Consider the following 19578-nt stretch of genomic DNA (forward strand, 5'->3'; position numbering starts at 1 on the left):
TTCCTATAATTACTACGATAATCCACCATTTTTTGATATAAATTGCCAAAAGTTTTAGGCTCTTCTTTTTCTTTTTTCATGATAAGTCTCCTGAGTTCTCAACTATATTTTAAAACCTAATTTTTTAATAAGCTATGAAAAGACTTTTATTTAGATGTTTTGTAATCATTAGTAATTAGTATTGATGTATGCAAAATCTATACTTGATATTCGGATGATTTTTGAAATATTTATGTTGTTAAGCAGATATAAAGTAAGTCAAAAATTGCATTTTATGCTTAATTAATATTCATACGTACAGTATCAATGATGATGCAATAAGATCAAGACTACTACAATAGCAATTTTGGGAGTAAAAAACAATAGTAATTGTCATGATTTTCACCGCCTTTTTAGAATTGAATCTATTATGTCAAAGTAATATCTCCTAGTGTGGAAATGTAAAAACAAGCAAAAAAAAACGCCAAATCTAGTTTAAAGATTTGGCGTTTCTATATATTCAAGATTAATTAGGACTAAGATTTTCTTTTTTCTTAGCCTGCGCAATCAACTTATTCATTTCAATCATTTTTTTTTTATAACCTTGGAATTTTTCTAATGCTTCATCATAACTAATGAACCTCTCTGAATAATTATCTAAATTTTCAGAAAAACTACCAATTGTATAATCGTAAGTACAATAATCATATACAAATTTTACGGGAGTCTCCCACATATTTTGAGGCAGACTTTCATTTTTATCAGCATAATAATTTTCAAACTGAATTTTAGCAGTTTCATGTTTTCATCAAAGAATTCAGCGTTAAATGTCCATTCAGGAACAATAATTGCATTCAGAATTTCAGTATGCTCTACCATGCCTTCTCCAACTGAACGAATATTTATTAAATGTGCCCCGGCTGGTTTATTGGGATTATAAATAAAAGATGGATCTTTCTTAATCGTATTAAATGTATTTTTAAGATCTTCAATATTAGATAAAAATTCTTTTTCGTGTGCTTTCATTGCATACCTCTATGTCTATGATAGTGCCTTCCCTCTATTTTATATTATCTAAGATTGATTACTTAAATTATTATCTTGTGCTTAATGAAAGCTTAGTTAATAAAGAGATAAAAAGATAAAATAATGCTAGCACTACTATACTAGATTATTCTATTGCCCCAAAATTTGATAAAATCTCCCTTCCGTTGCGGGCAAGTCTATTCTCGACGCTTCAGCCGGCTAAAGCCGTCTTCCGTATCGTCTCGAAGTAGCCAAGCCCTCCACTACTGGGAGCTTTAAAATACTCAAGTGTTCTGACCTCCATTGGTGTACCTATTATAATGAAGAAAAAAGTATAATTAAAACCTATATTAATTATATAAAAGGAGAAAACAATGCTTAAAGAACTTTACGATCTTATAAAGAAGTACTTTCGTAAAATGAATATTCCTATTTTCAATTATATTTTTATTTTGGAGATCATTTTAATAATTTATCTACCTAATAAAAAATTCAATCTGTTTTACTGGAATAATATAGATATTGGAAATATTTTGTATCATATTGGGCAGATATTTTATGGGTCACTCAGTATCTGGATTATTTTCTTACCTATCTTATCTTAATAGCTTGCATATTAGCAGTATGTGTAAATGAAAATTGGCTGTCATTTCTAAATAGTAATTCTGAATATATAGATGGTACAACACATGGCTTTTCTTTAGTTCGGGCTGTTAAAAGGCTAATGAAATTATCATGGATATTTATTCATCAAGGGTGGATTATATATGTTGCTATTATTTTGGCAATTGGTAAACGCGCTTATATTTATTCGGTATTGTTTCATCCAGTAGTTGATGAATATGAGTTTTCTCTATTATATTGGCTCTTCATGACTGCGAATGGGTTCTATACGATCTGGACAATATTTTATGCAACTGGTGCATATGTTATTCAAACTGATTATGTGAGGAAAGAGATTAATGTTAAAGAAATAAGATATTTGATAATTGCTCAGTCAAACGAATATTTATTTGTCAAAGATCAAATGCTTACTACTCCTGTATTTTATTTAGTGCAAAGTCAAATAAATGGCTTAAATCTCAAATATAAAATTATTGATTTTTCAAAAAAATTTGAAGAAATTAAATACGAATATGAAGCAAAAGTAAGAGACGCGAAAAATACCGAAAGCTGATTATTTAATACTATATAGTGCTAAGACTAAATTATTCTATAGTCCTACTAAATAAAACCTAAAAAACAAAAATGACAGATCTACTTAAAGATTTGTCATTTTTGCTTTCAATATTTAAACCTTACCAAGATCATTCTTATGGAGATACTGTATTAATTATCTATCTTTTTAATCCAATCTCTGGCAGCCGAAATAGTTTGATTAAAAGTAAGATCATTTACAAATGGATGTTTTCGAACATAATTCTGCCACAATCTTTGCATTCTTTGATTATTCTGAATCTTATCTATTTGTTGTAAACAATAATCCTTATCAATTTTACCGTCTTTATAAAAAATAGACTTTCTATAGTTTGCTGTATTAATAAAGGCTGCTTGTAATGTTGGTATATTAATCTTTACATTTTTATTTTGCAAAATATAAAGATCATAGAAGTCCTTCATTCTAGTGTTCGCAATTCCTCTAGTAATTACAGTTTCAAGTTTTTCTGCTGTTACCGTCTCCATGTTATATGCCCAAATCTCAATTTTTTCATTTTCTAGATGAGGCATATAATTATAATGGATTTCTCTAGGAGTAATAACATCTCCAGTTGAAATATCAACTTTTAATGGATACCTAATGGTTTTAAAAGATGCATTAAAGTGTAAACGAAAACCTTTGTATTCTTCATTCTCATGGATTTTCTCTATTTTTATCAAAACAATTTCTAACGGATCATTATCAGGCTTAGTATTACAAATTACCGTAAATACTTTCTCTATTTCGCTTTCAGTTAGATCAAAGCCTTTAATCTCGCCATCAATATCTTCTGTTGAACGATTATTAATACCAACTACTGCTGATAATAGTAATCCTCCTTTTAAAATAAAGTTGTCCTTATATTTTGATAGAGAGATTCTTTTTAATAAATCATCTAACATAACTTCTTGCCATAAGCGCCCTATTTCATTACCACTTATATGATTTTGCTGAGCATACTTTCGTATATCTGCCTTAAATTGCTTTTCATCTACGTAATTTTTCACAGTAATACCTCTAAATAACTATTTACCTTATCCATTACTTTAAATTTTTCAGCAAAATCCATCAATGCATTAATATCCTTTTTACTTCTTTTTGCCCATGTTTTATAAGCGTTAGTTATTATTTCAATATCTACCATATTAACAGTGCGTAAAATCTCGGCCAAAGTTCGTTCTGGAGAATATACTTTAATAGTATTTCCGTTAAAGGATTTTGTTTCTGTGATTCCAATATCTTGGAGAGATTTTATTTGATAATGAGCTTTAATATCCAAGTCCAAATTTGCATGATTATAGCCCCTTGGAAAAGTCATATCTAAACTAAAAGGATATTGATCACTTAGATTCCATAAATATAAAGCTGTTTCTAAAGAGTAGACACCTCGTTTATATTTTTGTTGCAGACTATAAAAAATATCTTCCGTAGTGTCAGATTCTTGATATATACCTGGGCGTGTGCGCTCAAGTAATCCTGATTTTAAAGCTAAGTTAATGTTATAACTTGAGATATTATTGTTAATTAACTGATTATGTGTAAGAGTCCCATTATGGTCTCCGGCCAATTTTTTAATTAATGCTTGCTGATTCATAAAAACACCTCTTTTACTTATTTTACTACAGTTAAGTTAGTTGTGCAGTAAAATAAGTAAAAGTGGTAAGACTAAGTAGTATCAGCACTACAGCATTATGTAGTCCGACTATCCAAAATCAATTGTATCTAGAATGTGTTCACGGGTTTCTTGATCTAGTCCTAAATAAGCTAGAGTCATGTCTTCAGATGAGTGATTTAACAACTTCATTACTAAAGCGATATTGTGATTAGTTTGTTCGTAGACGCGATAGGCACCCGTCTTTCTCATCGTGTGTGTACCAAGATAATCGATATTTAGCTTCTTCCCTACTTTATACATAATCATGTAGTAGCGACGCTCATCAATGTGCTTCTCGGGACGTTTAAAAGAGGGAAATAACCATGGGCTGTAAAAGACAGTTTGAGTGGGATTTTCCTTTTGCCACTTTTCTAGCCAATCGTAGTAAGTCTCTAAATCATGTCTAATGGGATTAAGATATAAAGTATTTGGCTTCTTAGTTTTTTTATCTATTATATAGGCGTTTTTCTTAACGCGCCCCCGCTTATCATATACATCTGACTTCTTTAATCGTAGTACATCACTAACTCTAAGCAAGGTAGCCTTACCCGTTTGGAAAATAGTATAGTTCCTGCATCCCAGATCGAAATCTTTCAAAAGAGACTCTTGAACTGAGCGCAAGACCCAAGAATCTTTGATTGGCTTAACTATCTGTCTCATATGCTATTTTATCTCCATGTCGCTAAGTGTATTTAAATATCATAAATGATTAATTATTGACTTAAATAAATTTTAAAGACCACAGAATGCTTCTCTCAGCATCAGTAATCCACATTTTAGCTGTAGTATCATTTTATGATATTTTATAATTATAACACTATTACTTTTTATATATTTAAGAAAATGGCAATATATCAGTATTTTATATAAAAATAGCTAGTGTCATTACCTACTAATGACACTAGCTTCTTTTATTTTTTTGAAAATATTTTTTAGTGAGATATCTTTTTAATAGGTGACCTCACAATAATTGCAATTTCCCAATTTATTATTTATTTAATATACATTCCACTAATTAAATTGTAAATATACTTATTCCTACGGGCAGATTTTTGAGATTAATTTAATTATTATTGTCCCCCTTATAAAAACTAGTCTTTAAAGGTATATTTTTCAACACATTCTTTACCAAACTAACTACTTTTAATTTTTAGACGTGAAGTATAATTAACGGATTCTTATTCAGGTACTTTCACACTGCCCAAGCATTCAAATTAGGAGTTACTGGATCATGAAAATTGGTGTTAGCTTAGTGGGATTTTTGATTTATGAGATGATGTTATTTTATTACTCTTTATCTAAATATCCGATAATCTTAGTAGATCATAAGTAAAAACTAATTAAATTCAAATATAAAACCGCTTGCATATAAAAGAGAATAGACCTACAATGAAAACGTAAAAATAACGTTGTTTTAAGTTTAGGAGGAAATACTATGAGCATTATTAGTCAAAGCAGTAATGGATATTCTGACACGCAGAATCCTAATGCTATGCAATATGCTAGTGGTTGCTGTTCATGTTCATGTTCCTGTTCATGCTCTTGTTCTTGCACAAGTGCAGCTACAGCCAACCTCAAGTAATGATATTGTGTAACTTACTAGGGAGAATACCTTATATTCTCCCTTTTTTGGAGAAACTAATATGAACGAAGCCTTAGTTTTAAAAAATTTGCAGGTTATTTTAAACAAAAAACAAATAATAAATTTTCAAGGTCAAACTATTCGTATTAATCAAGGAGACAAAGTAGCACTACTTGGAAAAAATGGGGCTGGTAAAACCACCCTCATTAATGCAATTATTGGAAAGATTCCCTACGTAGGTCAAATTTATAAAAATTTTGATGATAATGACATAGGGATTGTCTTTCAAAATAATGAATACAGTGACTTAATGAAAGTAAAGGAGTTAATAGACTTAATTTTTAGAAGTAAGCACAATAGGGCTGTTAATTTAAATAAATTTTGTCAGGAATATAATCTAACAGAGTTATTAAACAAATATATTAAAAATATATCTGTTGGTGAAAAACAACGATTAACAATCGGCCTAGTATTGTCCCAAACAAAAAAAATATTTTTTTTAGATGAACTCACATCGGGCCTAGACTATGAAAAAAGAGAGTTTTTAGAAAATGATGTTAAGACAAAAACAAAAGATGCAACTGTCATACAGATAACACACTATTTTGAAGAAATTGAAGATTGGGCTAATAAAATAATAATTTTAGATCAAGGGAAATTATTATTTCAAGGTTCTATTAAAGAGATTTTAAAAGAATATCCTCACTATTCATGTATCAAAGTTGTGAATATAGATAAAAAAATATATCAATCTTTATTAAAAAGATGGCCAGATATACAGATTTATAATAATAGAATTTTTACAAAGAATATAATTCAAAACACTGAAGTGACAAATTTTCTTTCTCAATCTTTAATTCCTTATCAAGTTAAGAAAGGTAATATCTACACAACTTATCTGTTGGTAGTAGGAAAATCAAATGGTACGAAATCTAATTCAAAGTTTGAAAATGCAATTTAGAGTTCCTATAGCTGTATTTTTCTCATTAATATTTCCAATTATCATGATGGTTACTATGCTAATTTCATATGGGAATTTTTCAATAGGAAATGGGCTTCATTTTATTGATAAGTATTTCTTAGTTAGTATAAGTATTGGGATATTACCTTTGGCTCTAATTAGTTTTCCAATTTGGGTATCTGAAAATATACAAAGCAAAGTACTGGAAAGATTACAATATTTAGGCGTTAATACCTATAAATTAATGATTGCGGATTTGCTTTCGTACCTAATTTTAGCTATCCTAGAGATTTTTTTTAATATTTTAGTAGCACGTATTTTATTTAATCTTTCAATTCCTAATTTTCAGTACGTTTTGGCATTTTTTATTCAAAGTATATATTGTATTTTTGTGCTTTTTGTAGTTGGTTTATCTTTCGCTATCATAATACCTAATACAAGAGTAATCATGCCCTTAGGAATGATTATAATGTTTTTGACATATATGTTTATTGGGGTATTTGTTAGATTTAATGAATTACCTAAGAAGATAATTAATATTAGTAATTATCTTCCAATTAAATATATGACAAATAATTTCTTTAGTATTTGGACTGGACGTCAGCTTTGGAATGGTGATTTTTTAAAACTTAATACGCTTTGGATGATAATTACTGTAATTTTGACCTTACTAGTATACAAATTTAAATATAGAGGAGTTACAAAATGAAAAAATTGATGCATAAACAAGAATATAGAATTATCTTAGAAATAATTGGAGGAATAGTATTATCCATAGTAATCAATTTTGTATCTATTAGTATAGGATACACAAAATATTTTTATTTAGATAATTTTAAAAAAGAATATTTTATCAAGCTTTTAGGATTACCAATATATAAAATCTATAATAAAATTGGAACTCCTATTTTAGCTAATATGATATTTATAGGTGTAATTTGCTCCATATTAGTAGTATTTTTAATGGAATTATTTATTGCTAGAAAACAAAGAGGCGCTACGAATGATTGATATTAAACTGAAAGGTATGCTTAACCAACATACTTTGGCCAAAGAAGATTTACATAATATTTCAAATAGTGATAATCATAATGTGTATTCTCAACTAATACTAGCTAATGCTAATTCTGAGATGCTAAGCTACATGTTAAATCTAAATCATCAAAAATTAAATGATTTTAAAAGTATGTTAGCTTACAATCAAATAAATGAAGCGGGTTTAATAAACGAAGCACAATATTTAAATGAGGTATCCGATTCATCCGTTATAAAATTACCAGCACCTAAAAGACAAATAGGAGTAAGTATTACCAAAGTTCTTTCCAAAAGACATAGTTGTCGAAAATTTAGTAGTATTCCCATTTCTAAACGTGTCCTCTCTACGTTGCTACATTATTCTTGGGGTACATCTCCAAGAAAAATATACACGGACAGTCTTACGATAAACACGAGATATTATGCGTCTGGTGGTGGATTGTATCCTATTAAAGTATATATCTATTGCAATAATGTTGAAGACATGAAGTCGGGTTTTTATCTGTACCAGCCTTTATCTAATACTTTACTTCCATTATCGCAAGATAAAGCTATAAATATTGATAATTTTTACGAGGGAGAAGGGATAGAGGTTTCTTCTTCTAATTTGAGCGTATTTTATGGTTTTAGAGTGAGTTCATTATATTTAAAATATGGAGAATTATCATTATTACTGGCTATAGCAGAAGTTGGGGAGATGTCTCAAAATTTTGATTTAGTGGCTACATCATTAGGCTTATCTGGTTGTACCATTGCGGGTTTTAAAAAAAGATATATAGAAAATATATTAGATTTTGATCATATTGATGAACATATATTGTTAAGCAGTATTTGTGGAAAAGAGTAATAATTATGAATACATATATCAAACCACAGAATGTGTATATTGAAAATTTAAGTGATAGATTTAAAATTTCAAAAGGATTCTTACATAAACAAACCCTAGTGATTGATAAAGAAAAAAGCAGTAATGCATTTGTAGATGCATTTGAAACATTTATAAGAAATGGAACAATTTCTGTAAAAATAGATAGCGACATAGATAAAGACTTTAAAAAATTAGCCCAATTTGATCTTATTCATTTCGAAATCGAAGAAAAGAGCAAAAATTTTATAGTAGCAGAAAGAAATGCTATAGATTTCTTGAAAAAATATCTAAATATAAATTCAACAGTAGTCGCACCAGATAGTATATTATCTTCTGATGATGTAAATACATTAGTAAATCAAAAGGATAGAGAATTATCAAAAAGTATTAGTGATAGAGTTGTAAAGAATATAGGAGATAGTAATCTATACGTTATTCTACCTTATAATAGAGAAAAAATTATTCAAGCTATTAACATATTAACTAAAATAAAAAATATGCCATATACATTAATATTTTTTGATAATAGAAACTTATTTGCTACAAATATAGTTCACGGAGAGACAGGTTGCTATGAATGTTTAGCAGATTCTATAATTTCGAAGTTTCCCAAGGATATGGAATATTATAGAAATCATTATTTTATTAAGTCACCCGAAAAATTCGATATTTCAATTTACGGGGTTATCATTAGTATTTTAAATAATGAATTGAAAAACGTAAACCTTTATGGAGATACTGCACTTAGAGGAAATGTTTTCCATCTTTACTTACCTACATACGAAAGCGATTTCGACTTTAATAAAAGACAAACAAGTTGTACAACTTGTTCTACAGTAAATAATATCTTATTTGCAGAACAAAATATGAAATCATGTGAAATTATGAAAGAAGTTTTGAGAAAATGTTAGTATTTCAAAATGATCTTAATTATAATTTATATCGACAAAAACTACTAGGTGGTAATGTATCGGGTATTTGGAAGAATAATGTTTATTTTTTAGGGGCCAGTTCGTATCCAATCCCCAAGTACCATTATTTAACTGCACAGTTTAATAATTTTGAGAAAAATATCTTTCATGACCATATGTCAGTGAACTACCATTTAAGTGGCTATGGAACGGAATATAATGAAGCATTAGCCTCCTTCTTAGGTGAAAGTTCAGAAAGATATTCGTTTACATTATTATATAAGAATATTAAAAATCAAATTATACATGCTACCTATAATGATTTAAAGAAAAAATTCCCTAACGATCTTATTCTAGATCTTTCGTTAATAAATGTTTATTTTAAGAAAAAAGATATTACTCATTATATAGAACCTAATGATTTAATATCTTGGGTCCCAATGTATTCTTTATTGAATAGTAAATTAAAAGTATACGTGCCTTTACAAATGGTGGTGCTTTTTGATAAAAAAATATTTAATAAAGAAAAAAGATTTTTAAATAGTGCGGTTTCTACTGGAACAGCCTCACAAGAGACATTTAAAAAAAGCATACAAAATGCAATTATAGAAATTTTACAAATAGATTCTTACAATTTATGGTGGTATGGAGGATTCACTGGAACAAAATTAGATGTAAACATTAAAGAGCTGCTTCAAAAATGGTTTAACAATGAATCAGTTAATAATTTTATAAAAAAGTTTGATGTTAAATTTACTGATATTTCTTTTGATAAACCTATTCCTATTGTAGTCTGTGAAATTTCTGCAAAAGATTCTAATTTGCCCAAATATGTAGTTGGGGTACAAGGTGGTCTAAACTTAAATAAGTGTTTGTATAGAGGATTTTTAGAAGCACTAACAGTTTTAGAATACTGTTTCACTACCATTTGGAATAATACAGAAAAATTTAAAAATATAAAAAAAGATATATCTAAGCTATCTATAGATAACTTAGATGATAATGTTATTTACTACGCTAAGTATGGTATTCAAAATTTAAAGAGAGAAAGAAAATGTTGCTTAGAAAAACATAAGAAAGTTAACTCATTTAATGAGTTAATAAAAAGTATCAGTAAATTCAGTAAATTTGCTTGTTACTTAAACATTACCCCAGTAGAATTTTATAATAAGAATTTTGTTGTTTCTCGAGTATTAATTCCAGAATTATTATCCCTTCCTTTACCGTCCTTTCCACCATATTATCATCCTCGATATGCTAATATAGGAGGAATATTAAACTATGTACCGCATCCAATGGCTTAGTTTTATTATTTTTTTCTTAACATGTTTTCCTGGACTTATATTAGTTTTAATGAGAAAAGTAAATTTCTTACGTTTTACTTCGGACTTTTTTAAGTACGCTATATGTCTTGGAATATGTGACATTTCTACTCTTTTAATTATTGCACATCGCTATTTTGTAATACTGAATAGCATATTGTATGTATTAGTTCCGTTTTGTTGCTATTTTATAGAAAAATCATCGTTAACTCACAATGTTCATCTATCTATATTTAATAGTAAAAAAGCCATTATCGCAATTCTTTTCTACCCATTGTTAGAAGAATTAAATTTTAGATATAATTTATTTTTTATTTGTAATGTTATTGGATTACAAGCATGGCAATTTTGTCTATTATCAATACTTACATTTGTTTTTTCTCATATAATTTATCAAGGAATTGTATCTTTAAATAAAATTATTTTTGCTACTCTCATTACCTTAATATTCTTGTTTACTCAAAATTTATTTTTAGTAATCGGCATTCACTGTTTATTTAATTCACTTGTGTTTTTAGATAGAAGTAATCAACATCAAATATATAACTTATAATATTAAAATTATAAGAAATCCCCCCAGTTTTTTATAATCCCTACGTTATTGCCCAGCATTACCAAACTTTTGTAGTTTCCTTTCTTCTTAAAATGCTTGAGGGGACGATCGTAACTTCATTGTATTGCGGAATTGCTCATTTAGCTCATTAATTGACAATGGCTCTAAAGCTTGCCATAGTGCTTTCTGATTAATTTATCAGGGGGTAAATCTTTCTGATTAATGAGACTCAATCGCTTATTGAAATCTCTATTTGGTGAGTGATGTGGGTTAAATCTACCATCAGAATATTCAGCAATAATTTGATTGGCACTATCTTTATCATTATGTTAGTATCTTGATCATTTAGAGCAAAATGACCAAGATACTTTTCATTATTTGCTATAACTCTCTATTAAAAAAACGACCAAGTTGTTTTACTTGGTCGTTTTTTTAATTGCACTACTTTATCCTCTTATCCAGAGACTAAAGAATCTCAACACTACAGGATAACAAAACTAATCAAAATCAAACTTCAATTCGTATGGTCTCTTATCTTCTTCTCGCTTATATTTACCAAAGTTTTCTCGGACTAATCTATTTATTTCTAAATTAACTGATTCAGACTTGTAATCATCTAAACGATGACTATCAATTAACTGTATTACCAACGAATTAATTAGTATCTTACGATGCGGGATGTAAGGCTTATCTGAATGTTCAGTTTTGGCAGCTAATTTTATTTGTTTATCAAAACATGCCCGTTCAATAATTGCTAAATCTTGCAAATCCCATTCTTTTAATTTTCCATTTTTAAGTAAATCTTCGTAAGTCATAATAATTGCTTCCAAATCCGTAATTTTATAGCCTGATAAGCCGTATAAATCTGATCTATGGGTTATTCCTCGTTTTATTCTATGATCGCTCTCAGGGTCTAAAAATACGGTTTGTGGGTGTGCTGATTCATAATACTTTTTAGTAGTGCCTAATTTTAGACCACGATAACGATCTATGGCGCGAAATTTTTGTTCTACATTTAAAAAAGTGTTCGTCATAATTGAATACAGATGTGTAGTCTCTTCAATCCTCTTATTATAACCAACATCTTTTTGCGTTTTAGATTCAGGTCTAAAGGTAAAAGTATAGCCAATTAATTTTCTTCCTCGAATTCCCTTAGAATAATTCTTAGTAATTCGAAAATTCATAAAGTACGGAGCTAAGTACTCTGCTGTTGGATTGAGTATTTTTTGGTCAATACTTCCGGGACGATAGCTCTTAGGCACATCAAGTGCATTCCTAAATTCCTCTAAGGTAAAGGTCTTTTTGCCTACCGTCCGCCATTGTTTTAGATACATAAACAACTTCTTTGAATAGGAAGTATGAAGTCGAGTTGCTTGTTCTAAGGCAAATCTCGTCCATTGCGATAAATTATTGAAATACTTTGTTGCCTGTGGTGAAACTCTAATCCAAGCATTGTAATCAGTATCGATGTAAGACTGGCTAAAGATATTAACATTCATATATATCTTTTTGTCCCCATCTTCTTGTTCCAAGCTGGCCTGAATAGTCATGAATTTCTTCAACGTATCATTTGATTTTTTGATAAATTCATCATTTGTTATATGTTTTCTAAAATACATTAATTCTTTTACTTTAGAAATTGGAATTTTGATTAGATTATCTTTTTGATCTAAGACCTGAGAATCAATGATATTCCACCAGTCAATATCAAAGGGCGTCCACTTTTTGGAAAAGTTAGGAAATCCTTTTACAAGCAGATCATTATCCATCTTGACGATGGTACTCAATTTCTTATTTTGATCTTCGTCACTAATTTCAATGAGATTAAGTTCTTCAGACATCACAAACCATCCTAATTATCTTTTTTATTAATTATAAAAGAAACACCATATCAATGCAATTTGGTGTTTTAAATAAAGAAGATAATTTTTGTTTTCCCTTTTTGGTGTTCTTTATTGAGTATTTTTACTATATTTTGTATTTAAGCTAAGGGCAGCCATCTATATATAGTGTTTTTCATCTTAAATAAGTTATCCACTCCCTTTTGGGTGCTCCTTATTACTTTAAGGCAGAATCTATACTCCCTTTTTGGTGTTTCTTTTAACTTTAAAAAGTTATCCACTCCCTTTTGGGTGTTATAAACCTCCCCTTTTGGTGTTTAATAAATCTCCCCTTTTGGTGTTCCTTTTAGTATTTTTACTCCCTTTTGGGTGTTCCTTTCTCCCTTTTGGGTGTTCCTTTCTCCCTTTTGGGTGTTCCTTATATAGCGCAAATGCAGATGGCTCAAGGGCTCACGAATGCGCTAAAGGTAATTAAAGGTAATTAAAGGGTTATATATAAAGGTATATTAGTATTAAAGGTATTAAAGGAATGTCATTTTCAAAGAAAAAAATAAATCTAGAACATAAATTGTTCAAAACTTGAATTATTGTAATTAAGTATTAATTTCTTTACCCATAAAAAAGAGACTAAGAAGTTACATTTATGCAATGTAGACATTTCTTAATCTCAAAACAGTTATTGTTTATTTATATTTGCAATGATTTCAGTATCAGTTTTTTCTTTTTGAGGATCATTTGAATAACAAAAACTACGTCTAGACTCGATTCCTAATTTTTGAAACAGACCAGGTCTATATAACTTAGTCTTATCGGAATTAAAAGGTGATCTCTGTTTCTCCACTGGATTCATTATTGTACCGTAGCAATAAATTTTAGTCGGATCTTCTGAATCAGATTGGCTTAAAGAGTAGTTTAAACATTTAAGTTGAGTTTCATCATAGTGATTTGGAACTTGAGTAGGAACTACCTTATTAAGAGTTTGAGCAAATTGCTTCATCAATTGTCCCATATTTGGCCCGTAGGCAATTCCAAAGTACTTTCTTATAGATTTAATCTCATCAAGGAGACTATTACTATTAGCTTCTACTACATAATTATCTTGGGGATTGTTATATTTCATAAATTCCAACTGAACCAATGCATATGGCTTAACTCTCTTGATTGGATCTATAAACCGTTTAACGAGAACGACATACTTAATATTTTTATAGACAAAAATAAAACTAGAAATAGTCCAATCCTTGGCTTTCATATCATTTTTTAACAACATAAGGTTATCTAGACTTTTCATGTTTTTCTTCCTTTCTTCTCTTGATTTTAAAAGTTATTGTATCATTTATAAAATGGTTGTCAATTGATAAAACAGTTTGTATAATATGTTTTAGATAAACATCGATTTATATTATTGTGATATCAATTTAATAAAAGGAGTAATCTTATGGTAACCCTTAATAATTTCATGATTAGCGAGTTAAGAGCTTTCCATTTACCTGTTAACAAAAAAAATTTAGCAAAATTGAGAAATAAATATACAAAAGAGCTAAAAGCGCAGCAACTATGGGAAAATGCACAAACTGAAATTAGAGGGAAGTCTAAAACAAAGTTATTTAAACAAGAAGACTTGCAACAAATCTCAAGAAAATTTTATAAGTACATGACCAATCTTGTAATTCAAGAGTCAGGGTTTAGTAAACAAGAAATACTTACTGAAGCTAAAAAAAACGCTCAGGACATCGAAGATAGCCAAAGAGATTGGATAGATTTTATTAATACTCATACCCAAGAAGAAGTTTATGACTACCAAAATCGCTATAATTATGACCCAGCCCCACCAGCAACGGAAAAGCAAAAAAGAAAAGGACTAAACGAATTAATGTTGAAGGCTCTGTTTGATAAATTTTTTACTATGAATGATGAGCAAAAAGAGCTCTTTTTTAATGACTTATCAACCAACTACTGGGACTACGAAGAAGTTGGAGACAATCCTAATTTTGTTATTGGCCAAAAAAGACTCAAAAACCCTGAAAAATATTATTACTCAGAAAAAAAAGAAGCTGATTAAAGCTTCTTTTTTTCTGAGTTTCGATTATCTCCTCACCTAAATTAGTAAATTCAATATTATCATGCTCTAACGTATCTTTGTATGTACTACTTCATCTAACTATCTTAGCACTACAAGATGCTAATTATTTTCATGTAATTTAGCATCTTTTTTATTTAACACATCAACTTGTAAATCAAATAAGCGTTGATTGTCTGAATCTAAATTATCACGAAATTGTTGAACTAAATATGCAACAGCTTCTTTTTGATTTGGAGCAATTCCTAAATTAGAAATTGCTATAAGACTATTTCTAACTGTATTATCAATTTTGATATTTACGTTAAACGTCTTCTTATTGTCATTACCCTCAATTTCATTAATTGAAACTTCGTGCTTCGGCTTTACATTAATTTTACGTTTGTTACTGTTAATTAAATTACTCATTTGCTTCAATCCTATTCAAAATGTCATTTACAACTTGCTTATAAACTTCAAATACCTTTTCATCATAGCGACTATCATTAGTAATCCCCGTTACTCCATAGCGCTTTAAACGCTGCATTTGATGAATTGAAGTTGGCAAAATATTGTCTTGGCCAAACTCTTCTTCCGCATTTTGCAATGTCAAATTATCAACAGGAGCTCCGGGTTGGATTAGTACAGGTAAAATTCCTACTAAGTCCAAGCTAGGTGCTTTATAGGTATCGATTACTTCTTGCTGCATATATTGAATAAATGCACTAGCCCCATCTAAAGCTTGTTGTTGTGTTTGCATGACAATTACGCACCAATCGCTGGCATAAAGAGCAGCGTCAGTAATTAAACTAATCGTAGGCGGAACATCAATAATCACATAATCATAATTTTTAGTAATTGGAGATAGTAATTCATTCAAGTATTTGACCCGATCAATATACCTTGAAAATTGTTTTTCCATTACTCGTGGAAATAAGGAAAAATCTGCCGATGATCCTATCAAGTCTAAATTACTTGTAATATTAACTAAGGCCTTTGATAGATCCTTGTTTTGGATAGCAGCCATTAAGGATGAATCAAATTGATCGATTTTATCCGTTAGGTTTGCTTTAGTTTTAAGCATAATGTTTGTGGCATTTGCTTGCGGATCTAAATCTAAAAGGAGAGTATTTGCTCCTCTTTTTGATAATTCATAGGCGACTTGGGTTGCATTTGTTGTTTTACCAACCCCACCCTTGAAGTTACCAAAGGTTATAGTCTTTGTCATTTTAGCACCTCGCAATAGATTCAATTTTCTATAAGAATATTATGAACTAGAAAACTTTCTTTTGCAATATTCTATAGTCTTAGCACTACAGAATAATAAGATAAAAGGATTATGAAGTGGTGAAAATCAAAAAATTAAACTATTTGTCCCCAACAGAGAAAAGACTTTCTTAGATTGAATATTTAGATGAAATTATTTAGTGAGTTTCAGATAGAAAGCTAAATAGAAAACATCTTATAGTGTTAAGACTATTTAGCCTTTAGACTAAAATATCCTAGCACTATAAAATAAAAATAAAATTTCAAAAAAGCCTATGCAAAGGAAAAATATCATGCTATAATCTTATCTACATCAAGAAAGACATAAATAATTTAAGAAAAGTAATTAAGCAATGATGTATCGATCGAGGAAAAACTGTCGAGAAAGCATCATTGCTTTTTTGATGTTTTCGCGAGTCATTTTATTTTAGTTCTATATCTATATTCTAAAAAACACAAAAGGAGATATTTGATAAATGAAGATTTTATCTGCATTTACTGGTAGAAAAATGACTGTTAGCTACATGGTTGATGGTGAAGAAAAGAAAAAGTCTTTTAGTTTAGCTCACGTTAAGCAAGATGCAAGCTACGAAAACATTTATACCGTAGCTCAAGCTTTAGGTTCACTAGTGAATGGTACTGTTGTTGGTACTCAAGTTTCTGACACAAATATTATTGACGCTGACGGCGAATAATTTACAGGAGGAGAATGTAAATGAACAAAGTTTTAAAGTTAATTTTTAATAATTCCAAAGGCAAAACTTCAGTAATTACTTTGCATAATCCTAAGAGTGTCGATGCAGACACTGCTAAGGCTGCAATGCAAAAGATTATTGATGCTAACATTTTCGATAACGCAGAAATTAACCCTTATGCAACTATTGTTGGGGCGAAATACTACGAAACTCAAAGTACACCTATTTTTGACGCTGAGTAATAGTTTAGTTGACTAAGGGAAGGCCTTGTTGCCTTCCCTTTTTTGTTATAGGAAGGATAATGATTTGACTATGACGCAAGAAATCATTAGATACGTATTAGAACAAGCGTCTGGGGTAGTAATTGCATTAGTTCTAATCATTCGTATTGAAAGTAAATTGGACAGCCTAACTTCTGCAATCATGCACCTTTCAGACAGTAATGATTAATATATTGAATTTGACATTTTAAGTGAATAGAAAGAATTTAAACTAGGAGAATAGAGATGAACGATATTAATTTATTAGGAAGATTAACTAACACACCTGAACTTAAAAAGTCCGCAAATGGTCGTAATTATACATGGTTTACAGTAGCTGTACCTAGACAGGATAATCGAAAAGAAGCTGATTACATCCGCTGCTTGGCTTTTGATAAGTTAGCTAGTGCAATTTATAAACATTGCGATAAAGGGAGACAGGTTTTGTGTCAAGGCAGATTACAAGTGTCTAAGTCCATTGATGAAGTAACAAAACAAGTTAAGTATCATCATACTGTTGTAGTATCTAACACTCATTTCTTGCACGATCCTAATGTATCGTCTACATCTATTTAAACTTGAATATATCAAAAAAGCAGTTCAAAAACTGCTTTTTGTTTTGCCCTCTCAAGTCCAGTAGTGGAGGGGTTGGCTATTCCGAGACGGGACGGAAGACGGCTTTAGCCGGCTGAAGCGTCGAGGATAGACTTGCCCGTAGCGGATGGACTTGAGAGGACCTGTTAACGCCGATTATTATGACGCCACAAAATGATAGCAACTGCAATTACCAATGTAGGAGATACATTAATAGTAATAATCAAAGTTCTCATCTCCTTATTATTAACCTCTAGTTCACATTACTATATCGTTCAATTAAGTAGGGAGGTTGCAAAAATAATGCAAGAAATTAGAAAAGTAAGTTTTTGAAAATCTTTGAGAGTGAAAGTATTATAGAACTTGAGAGAAGAAAAATATTGTAAAAATTGAAATTAAATATTAGTAGATGAAGTTTTATAAAACTATAGGAGAGATAAGGTATGAATCCATGGACTAACTTAGATAAAGATTTGAGAGAAGCAATTCATTATCCTAAATCTTATTTGAAAGAACACGAAGATGAAGTAGTAAGTTTGTTAGGAATGAGTGTGGAAGAGTATCTAAAAGAAAATAAAAAGCGGTTAGAAGCTCTAAATGCCTATGAAAGAAAATCAGAAAAATCAGAAGACATTGATAGTATCGATGAAAATGGATTATTAAAAGAAGATGTAGATCGAGTAATGGGTGAAGTAGAATCTATTATTGCTTTTTGTGCACCCTTTTATCTTTGCGCTCCCGATAGAGATATAAGTTACTGGGAAGAGTCCTCGTCACCTTTAACACAGAAATGGTTAAAGAAAGTGGTGGATAATCAATCCACTTCTGACTATGTATGGATTTTTTCTGAATATGATTTTAAACCATTTGAGACTGAAGCGGACGAAGGAGACGGAATAACACAAGGAGACCCAATTACAGATGATATTTATGAACCATCGTATGTTTTTTTGGATATAAAATATGCTAAAGATGATTTTTTGGATGAATATCAAAAAGCACTAAAAAATCAGTAATCTTCTATGCTAGTTGCTAATAATGTAAAAAGAGCAGTTTTTGAATAAAAACTGCTCTTTTTTCCCTCTCAAGCCCAGTAGTGGAGGGTCTGGCTATTCCGAGACGAGACGGAAGACGGCTTTAGCCAGCTGAAGCGTCGAGGATAGACTTGCCCATAATGGATGGGCTTGAGAGGGCCTTTTAACGTCGATTATTATGACGCCACAAAATAATAGCAACTGCAATTACTAATGTAGGAGATACATTAATAGTAATAACCAATTTTATCACCTCTCTAATTAGGATAAATTCAATTATTACAGGAATTTATTTAATTGTGTGGATCGTTCAAAAATGCAAATTTTTGAACGTATTTAACTTAACCACTATTTTTTGAGATGAAAATTTTGCAACAAAAAAGGTGGTTCAACGACCACCCACAAGACGTCTTTCGGCAAGTAATCAGCTTACCTTTGTTGCGCGCCGGCTCAACATACTTTAATTGCTATTGATTTAATATTATATCAAGCTTTATGACATTGACTCAGTCACTCGATTGATCCACAAAATTAAGCATTAATGTTACGTGAACAAAAACAATCAGAAGTCACTTTTTAAGTGGCTTTTTTCATTCTCCAAGTTTAGATAATAAAATATTTTTGATCTTAGTTAATAAGATTCAAGCTAACACACCCTTCTTTTTTGATATTAACTATAATTAAACATAATCAGCAGAGAAATTTATATTAGTTTAAAGAATAAATAATCCACCAAATCA

22 protein-coding genes are annotated in these 19578 nt (G+C 29.9%); 14 read left to right on the plus strand and 8 right to left on the minus strand.

Translation table 11 applies throughout. The features are described 5' to 3' along the window. Window positions 1-696: 696 nt before the first annotated feature. A complete protein-coding gene (locus tag KBW87_RS08035; protein WP_255807306.1) occupies window positions 697-1005 on the minus strand; it encodes a hypothetical protein in 309 nt (102 codons plus the stop codon). 724 nt (window positions 1006-1729) lie between these two features. Here KBW87_RS08035 and KBW87_RS08040 point away from each other — a divergent pair. Further along, the gene (locus KBW87_RS08040; protein WP_236695242.1) at window positions 1730-2182 is read left to right on the plus strand and encodes a hypothetical protein; all 453 of its coding nucleotides are present in this window, start codon (window positions 1730-1732) and stop codon (window positions 2180-2182) included. Window positions 2183-2334: 152 nt separating this feature from the next. Here the strand turns inward: KBW87_RS08040 and KBW87_RS08045 are convergent, their stop codons facing one another. The 3 genes from KBW87_RS08045 to KBW87_RS08055 form a co-directional block, all read right to left on the minus strand. After that, complete coding sequence (locus KBW87_RS08045) at window positions 2335-3210, minus strand: nucleotidyl transferase AbiEii/AbiGii toxin family protein (protein WP_057808761.1); 876 nt, start codon at window positions 3208-3210, stop codon at window positions 2335-2337. Continuing rightward, a complete protein-coding gene (locus tag KBW87_RS08050) occupies window positions 3207-3797 on the minus strand; it encodes a type IV toxin-antitoxin system AbiEi family antitoxin domain-containing protein (RefSeq protein ID WP_057808763.1) in 591 nt (196 codons plus the stop codon). The genes KBW87_RS08045 and KBW87_RS08050 overlap by 4 nt, the downstream gene beginning before the upstream one ends. 108 nt (window positions 3798-3905) lie before the next feature. Continuing rightward, window positions 3906-4517 carry a tyrosine-type recombinase/integrase gene (locus KBW87_RS08055; protein ID WP_057808765.1) on the minus strand — a complete coding sequence of 204 codons (612 nt, stop codon included), beginning with the start codon at window positions 4515-4517 and terminating at the stop codon, window positions 3906-3908. Between the two features lie 775 nt (window positions 4518-5292). Between KBW87_RS08055 and KBW87_RS08060 the strand changes: the two genes are divergently transcribed. From KBW87_RS08060 to KBW87_RS09645, 8 genes are all read left to right on the plus strand, one after another. After that, window positions 5293-5439: a listeriolysin S family TOMM bacteriocin gene (locus tag KBW87_RS08060; RefSeq protein ID WP_083478827.1), complete on the plus strand. Its 147-nt coding sequence runs from the start codon at window positions 5293-5295 to the stop codon at window positions 5437-5439. A gap of 61 nt (window positions 5440-5500) precedes the next feature. Then, window positions 5501-6400, plus strand: coding sequence for an ATP-binding cassette domain-containing protein (locus KBW87_RS08065; RefSeq protein WP_057808767.1), 900 nt, complete (start codon window positions 5501-5503; stop codon window positions 6398-6400). After that, window positions 6360-7109 (plus strand): ABC transporter permease, encoded by a 750-nt coding sequence (locus KBW87_RS08070; protein WP_057808769.1) that lies wholly within the window; start codon window positions 6360-6362, stop codon window positions 7107-7109. The genes KBW87_RS08065 and KBW87_RS08070 overlap by 41 nt, the downstream gene beginning before the upstream one ends. Beyond that, complete coding sequence (locus tag KBW87_RS08075; protein WP_057808771.1) at window positions 7106-7411, plus strand: LlsX family protein; 306 nt, start codon at window positions 7106-7108, stop codon at window positions 7409-7411. The genes KBW87_RS08070 and KBW87_RS08075 overlap by 4 nt, the downstream gene beginning before the upstream one ends. Beyond that, window positions 7404-8282, plus strand: coding sequence for a SagB family peptide dehydrogenase (locus KBW87_RS08080; RefSeq protein ID WP_057808773.1), 879 nt, complete (start codon window positions 7404-7406; stop codon window positions 8280-8282). The genes KBW87_RS08075 and KBW87_RS08080 overlap by 8 nt, the downstream gene beginning before the upstream one ends. 5 nt (window positions 8283-8287) lie before the next feature. Next, window positions 8288-9214 carry a hypothetical protein gene (locus KBW87_RS08085; RefSeq protein ID WP_057808775.1) on the plus strand — a complete coding sequence of 309 codons (927 nt, stop codon included), beginning with the start codon at window positions 8288-8290 and terminating at the stop codon, window positions 9212-9214. Beyond that, a complete protein-coding gene (locus KBW87_RS08090) occupies window positions 9208-10518 on the plus strand; it encodes a YcaO-like family protein (protein WP_057808777.1) in 1311 nt (436 codons plus the stop codon). The genes KBW87_RS08085 and KBW87_RS08090 overlap by 7 nt, the downstream gene beginning before the upstream one ends. A gap of 49 nt (window positions 10519-10567) precedes the next feature. Then, complete coding sequence (locus KBW87_RS09645) at window positions 10568-11089, plus strand: CPBP family intramembrane glutamic endopeptidase (RefSeq protein WP_369424469.1); 522 nt, start codon at window positions 10568-10570, stop codon at window positions 11087-11089. Between the two features lie 497 nt (window positions 11090-11586). On the opposite strand, the gene KBW87_RS08095 is transcribed toward KBW87_RS09645, so the two are convergent. Next, window positions 11587-12930 (minus strand): replication initiation protein, encoded by a 1344-nt coding sequence (locus KBW87_RS08095; protein WP_057808781.1) that lies wholly within the window; start codon window positions 12928-12930, stop codon window positions 11587-11589. Between the two features lie 676 nt (window positions 12931-13606). Further along, on the minus strand, window positions 13607-14200 hold the full coding sequence (locus KBW87_RS08100) for a DUF6037 family protein (RefSeq protein WP_236695243.1): 594 nt from the start codon (window positions 14198-14200) through the stop codon (window positions 13607-13609). Between the two features lie 168 nt (window positions 14201-14368). Between KBW87_RS08100 and KBW87_RS08105 the strand changes: the two genes are divergently transcribed. Further along, a complete protein-coding gene (locus tag KBW87_RS08105; RefSeq protein ID WP_057808786.1) occupies window positions 14369-14992 on the plus strand; it encodes a hypothetical protein in 624 nt (207 codons plus the stop codon). A gap of 120 nt (window positions 14993-15112) precedes the next feature. Here the strand turns inward: KBW87_RS08105 and KBW87_RS08110 are convergent, their stop codons facing one another. Then, window positions 15113-15418, minus strand: a complete 306-nt coding sequence (locus KBW87_RS08110) for a DUF5388 domain-containing protein (RefSeq protein ID WP_057808787.1) — start codon at window positions 15416-15418, stop codon at window positions 15113-15115. Then, window positions 15411-16217, minus strand: a complete 807-nt coding sequence (locus KBW87_RS08115; RefSeq protein ID WP_057808789.1) for a ParA family protein — start codon at window positions 16215-16217, stop codon at window positions 15411-15413. The genes KBW87_RS08110 and KBW87_RS08115 overlap by 8 nt, the downstream gene beginning before the upstream one ends. Window positions 16218-16731: 514 nt before the next feature. Here KBW87_RS08115 and KBW87_RS08120 point away from each other — a divergent pair. The 4 genes from KBW87_RS08120 to KBW87_RS08140 all read left to right on the plus strand — a co-directional run bounded on the left by KBW87_RS08120 (window position 16732) and on the right by KBW87_RS08140 (window position 18820). Then, window positions 16732-16950: a DUF1659 domain-containing protein gene (locus tag KBW87_RS08120; RefSeq protein WP_004896685.1), complete on the plus strand. Its 219-nt coding sequence runs from the start codon at window positions 16732-16734 to the stop codon at window positions 16948-16950. Between the two features lie 20 nt (window positions 16951-16970). Continuing rightward, entirely contained in the window at window positions 16971-17192 is a 222-nt protein-coding gene (locus tag KBW87_RS08125) for a DUF2922 domain-containing protein (protein WP_004896686.1), read from the plus strand. Window positions 17193-17456: 264 nt separating this feature from the next. Further along, complete coding sequence (locus KBW87_RS08135) at window positions 17457-17786, plus strand: single-stranded DNA-binding protein (RefSeq protein ID WP_057808791.1); 330 nt, start codon at window positions 17457-17459, stop codon at window positions 17784-17786. 461 nt (window positions 17787-18247) lie between these two features. After that, window positions 18248-18820 carry a hypothetical protein gene (locus KBW87_RS08140; RefSeq protein WP_057808757.1) on the plus strand — a complete coding sequence of 191 codons (573 nt, stop codon included), beginning with the start codon at window positions 18248-18250 and terminating at the stop codon, window positions 18818-18820. Window positions 18821-19578: the final 758 nt, after the last annotated feature.

Origin of the sequence: Lactobacillus intestinalis, assembly GCF_024397795.1 — a bacterium.
Lineage (GTDB): Bacteria > Bacillota > Bacilli > Lactobacillales > Lactobacillaceae > Lactobacillus > Lactobacillus intestinalis.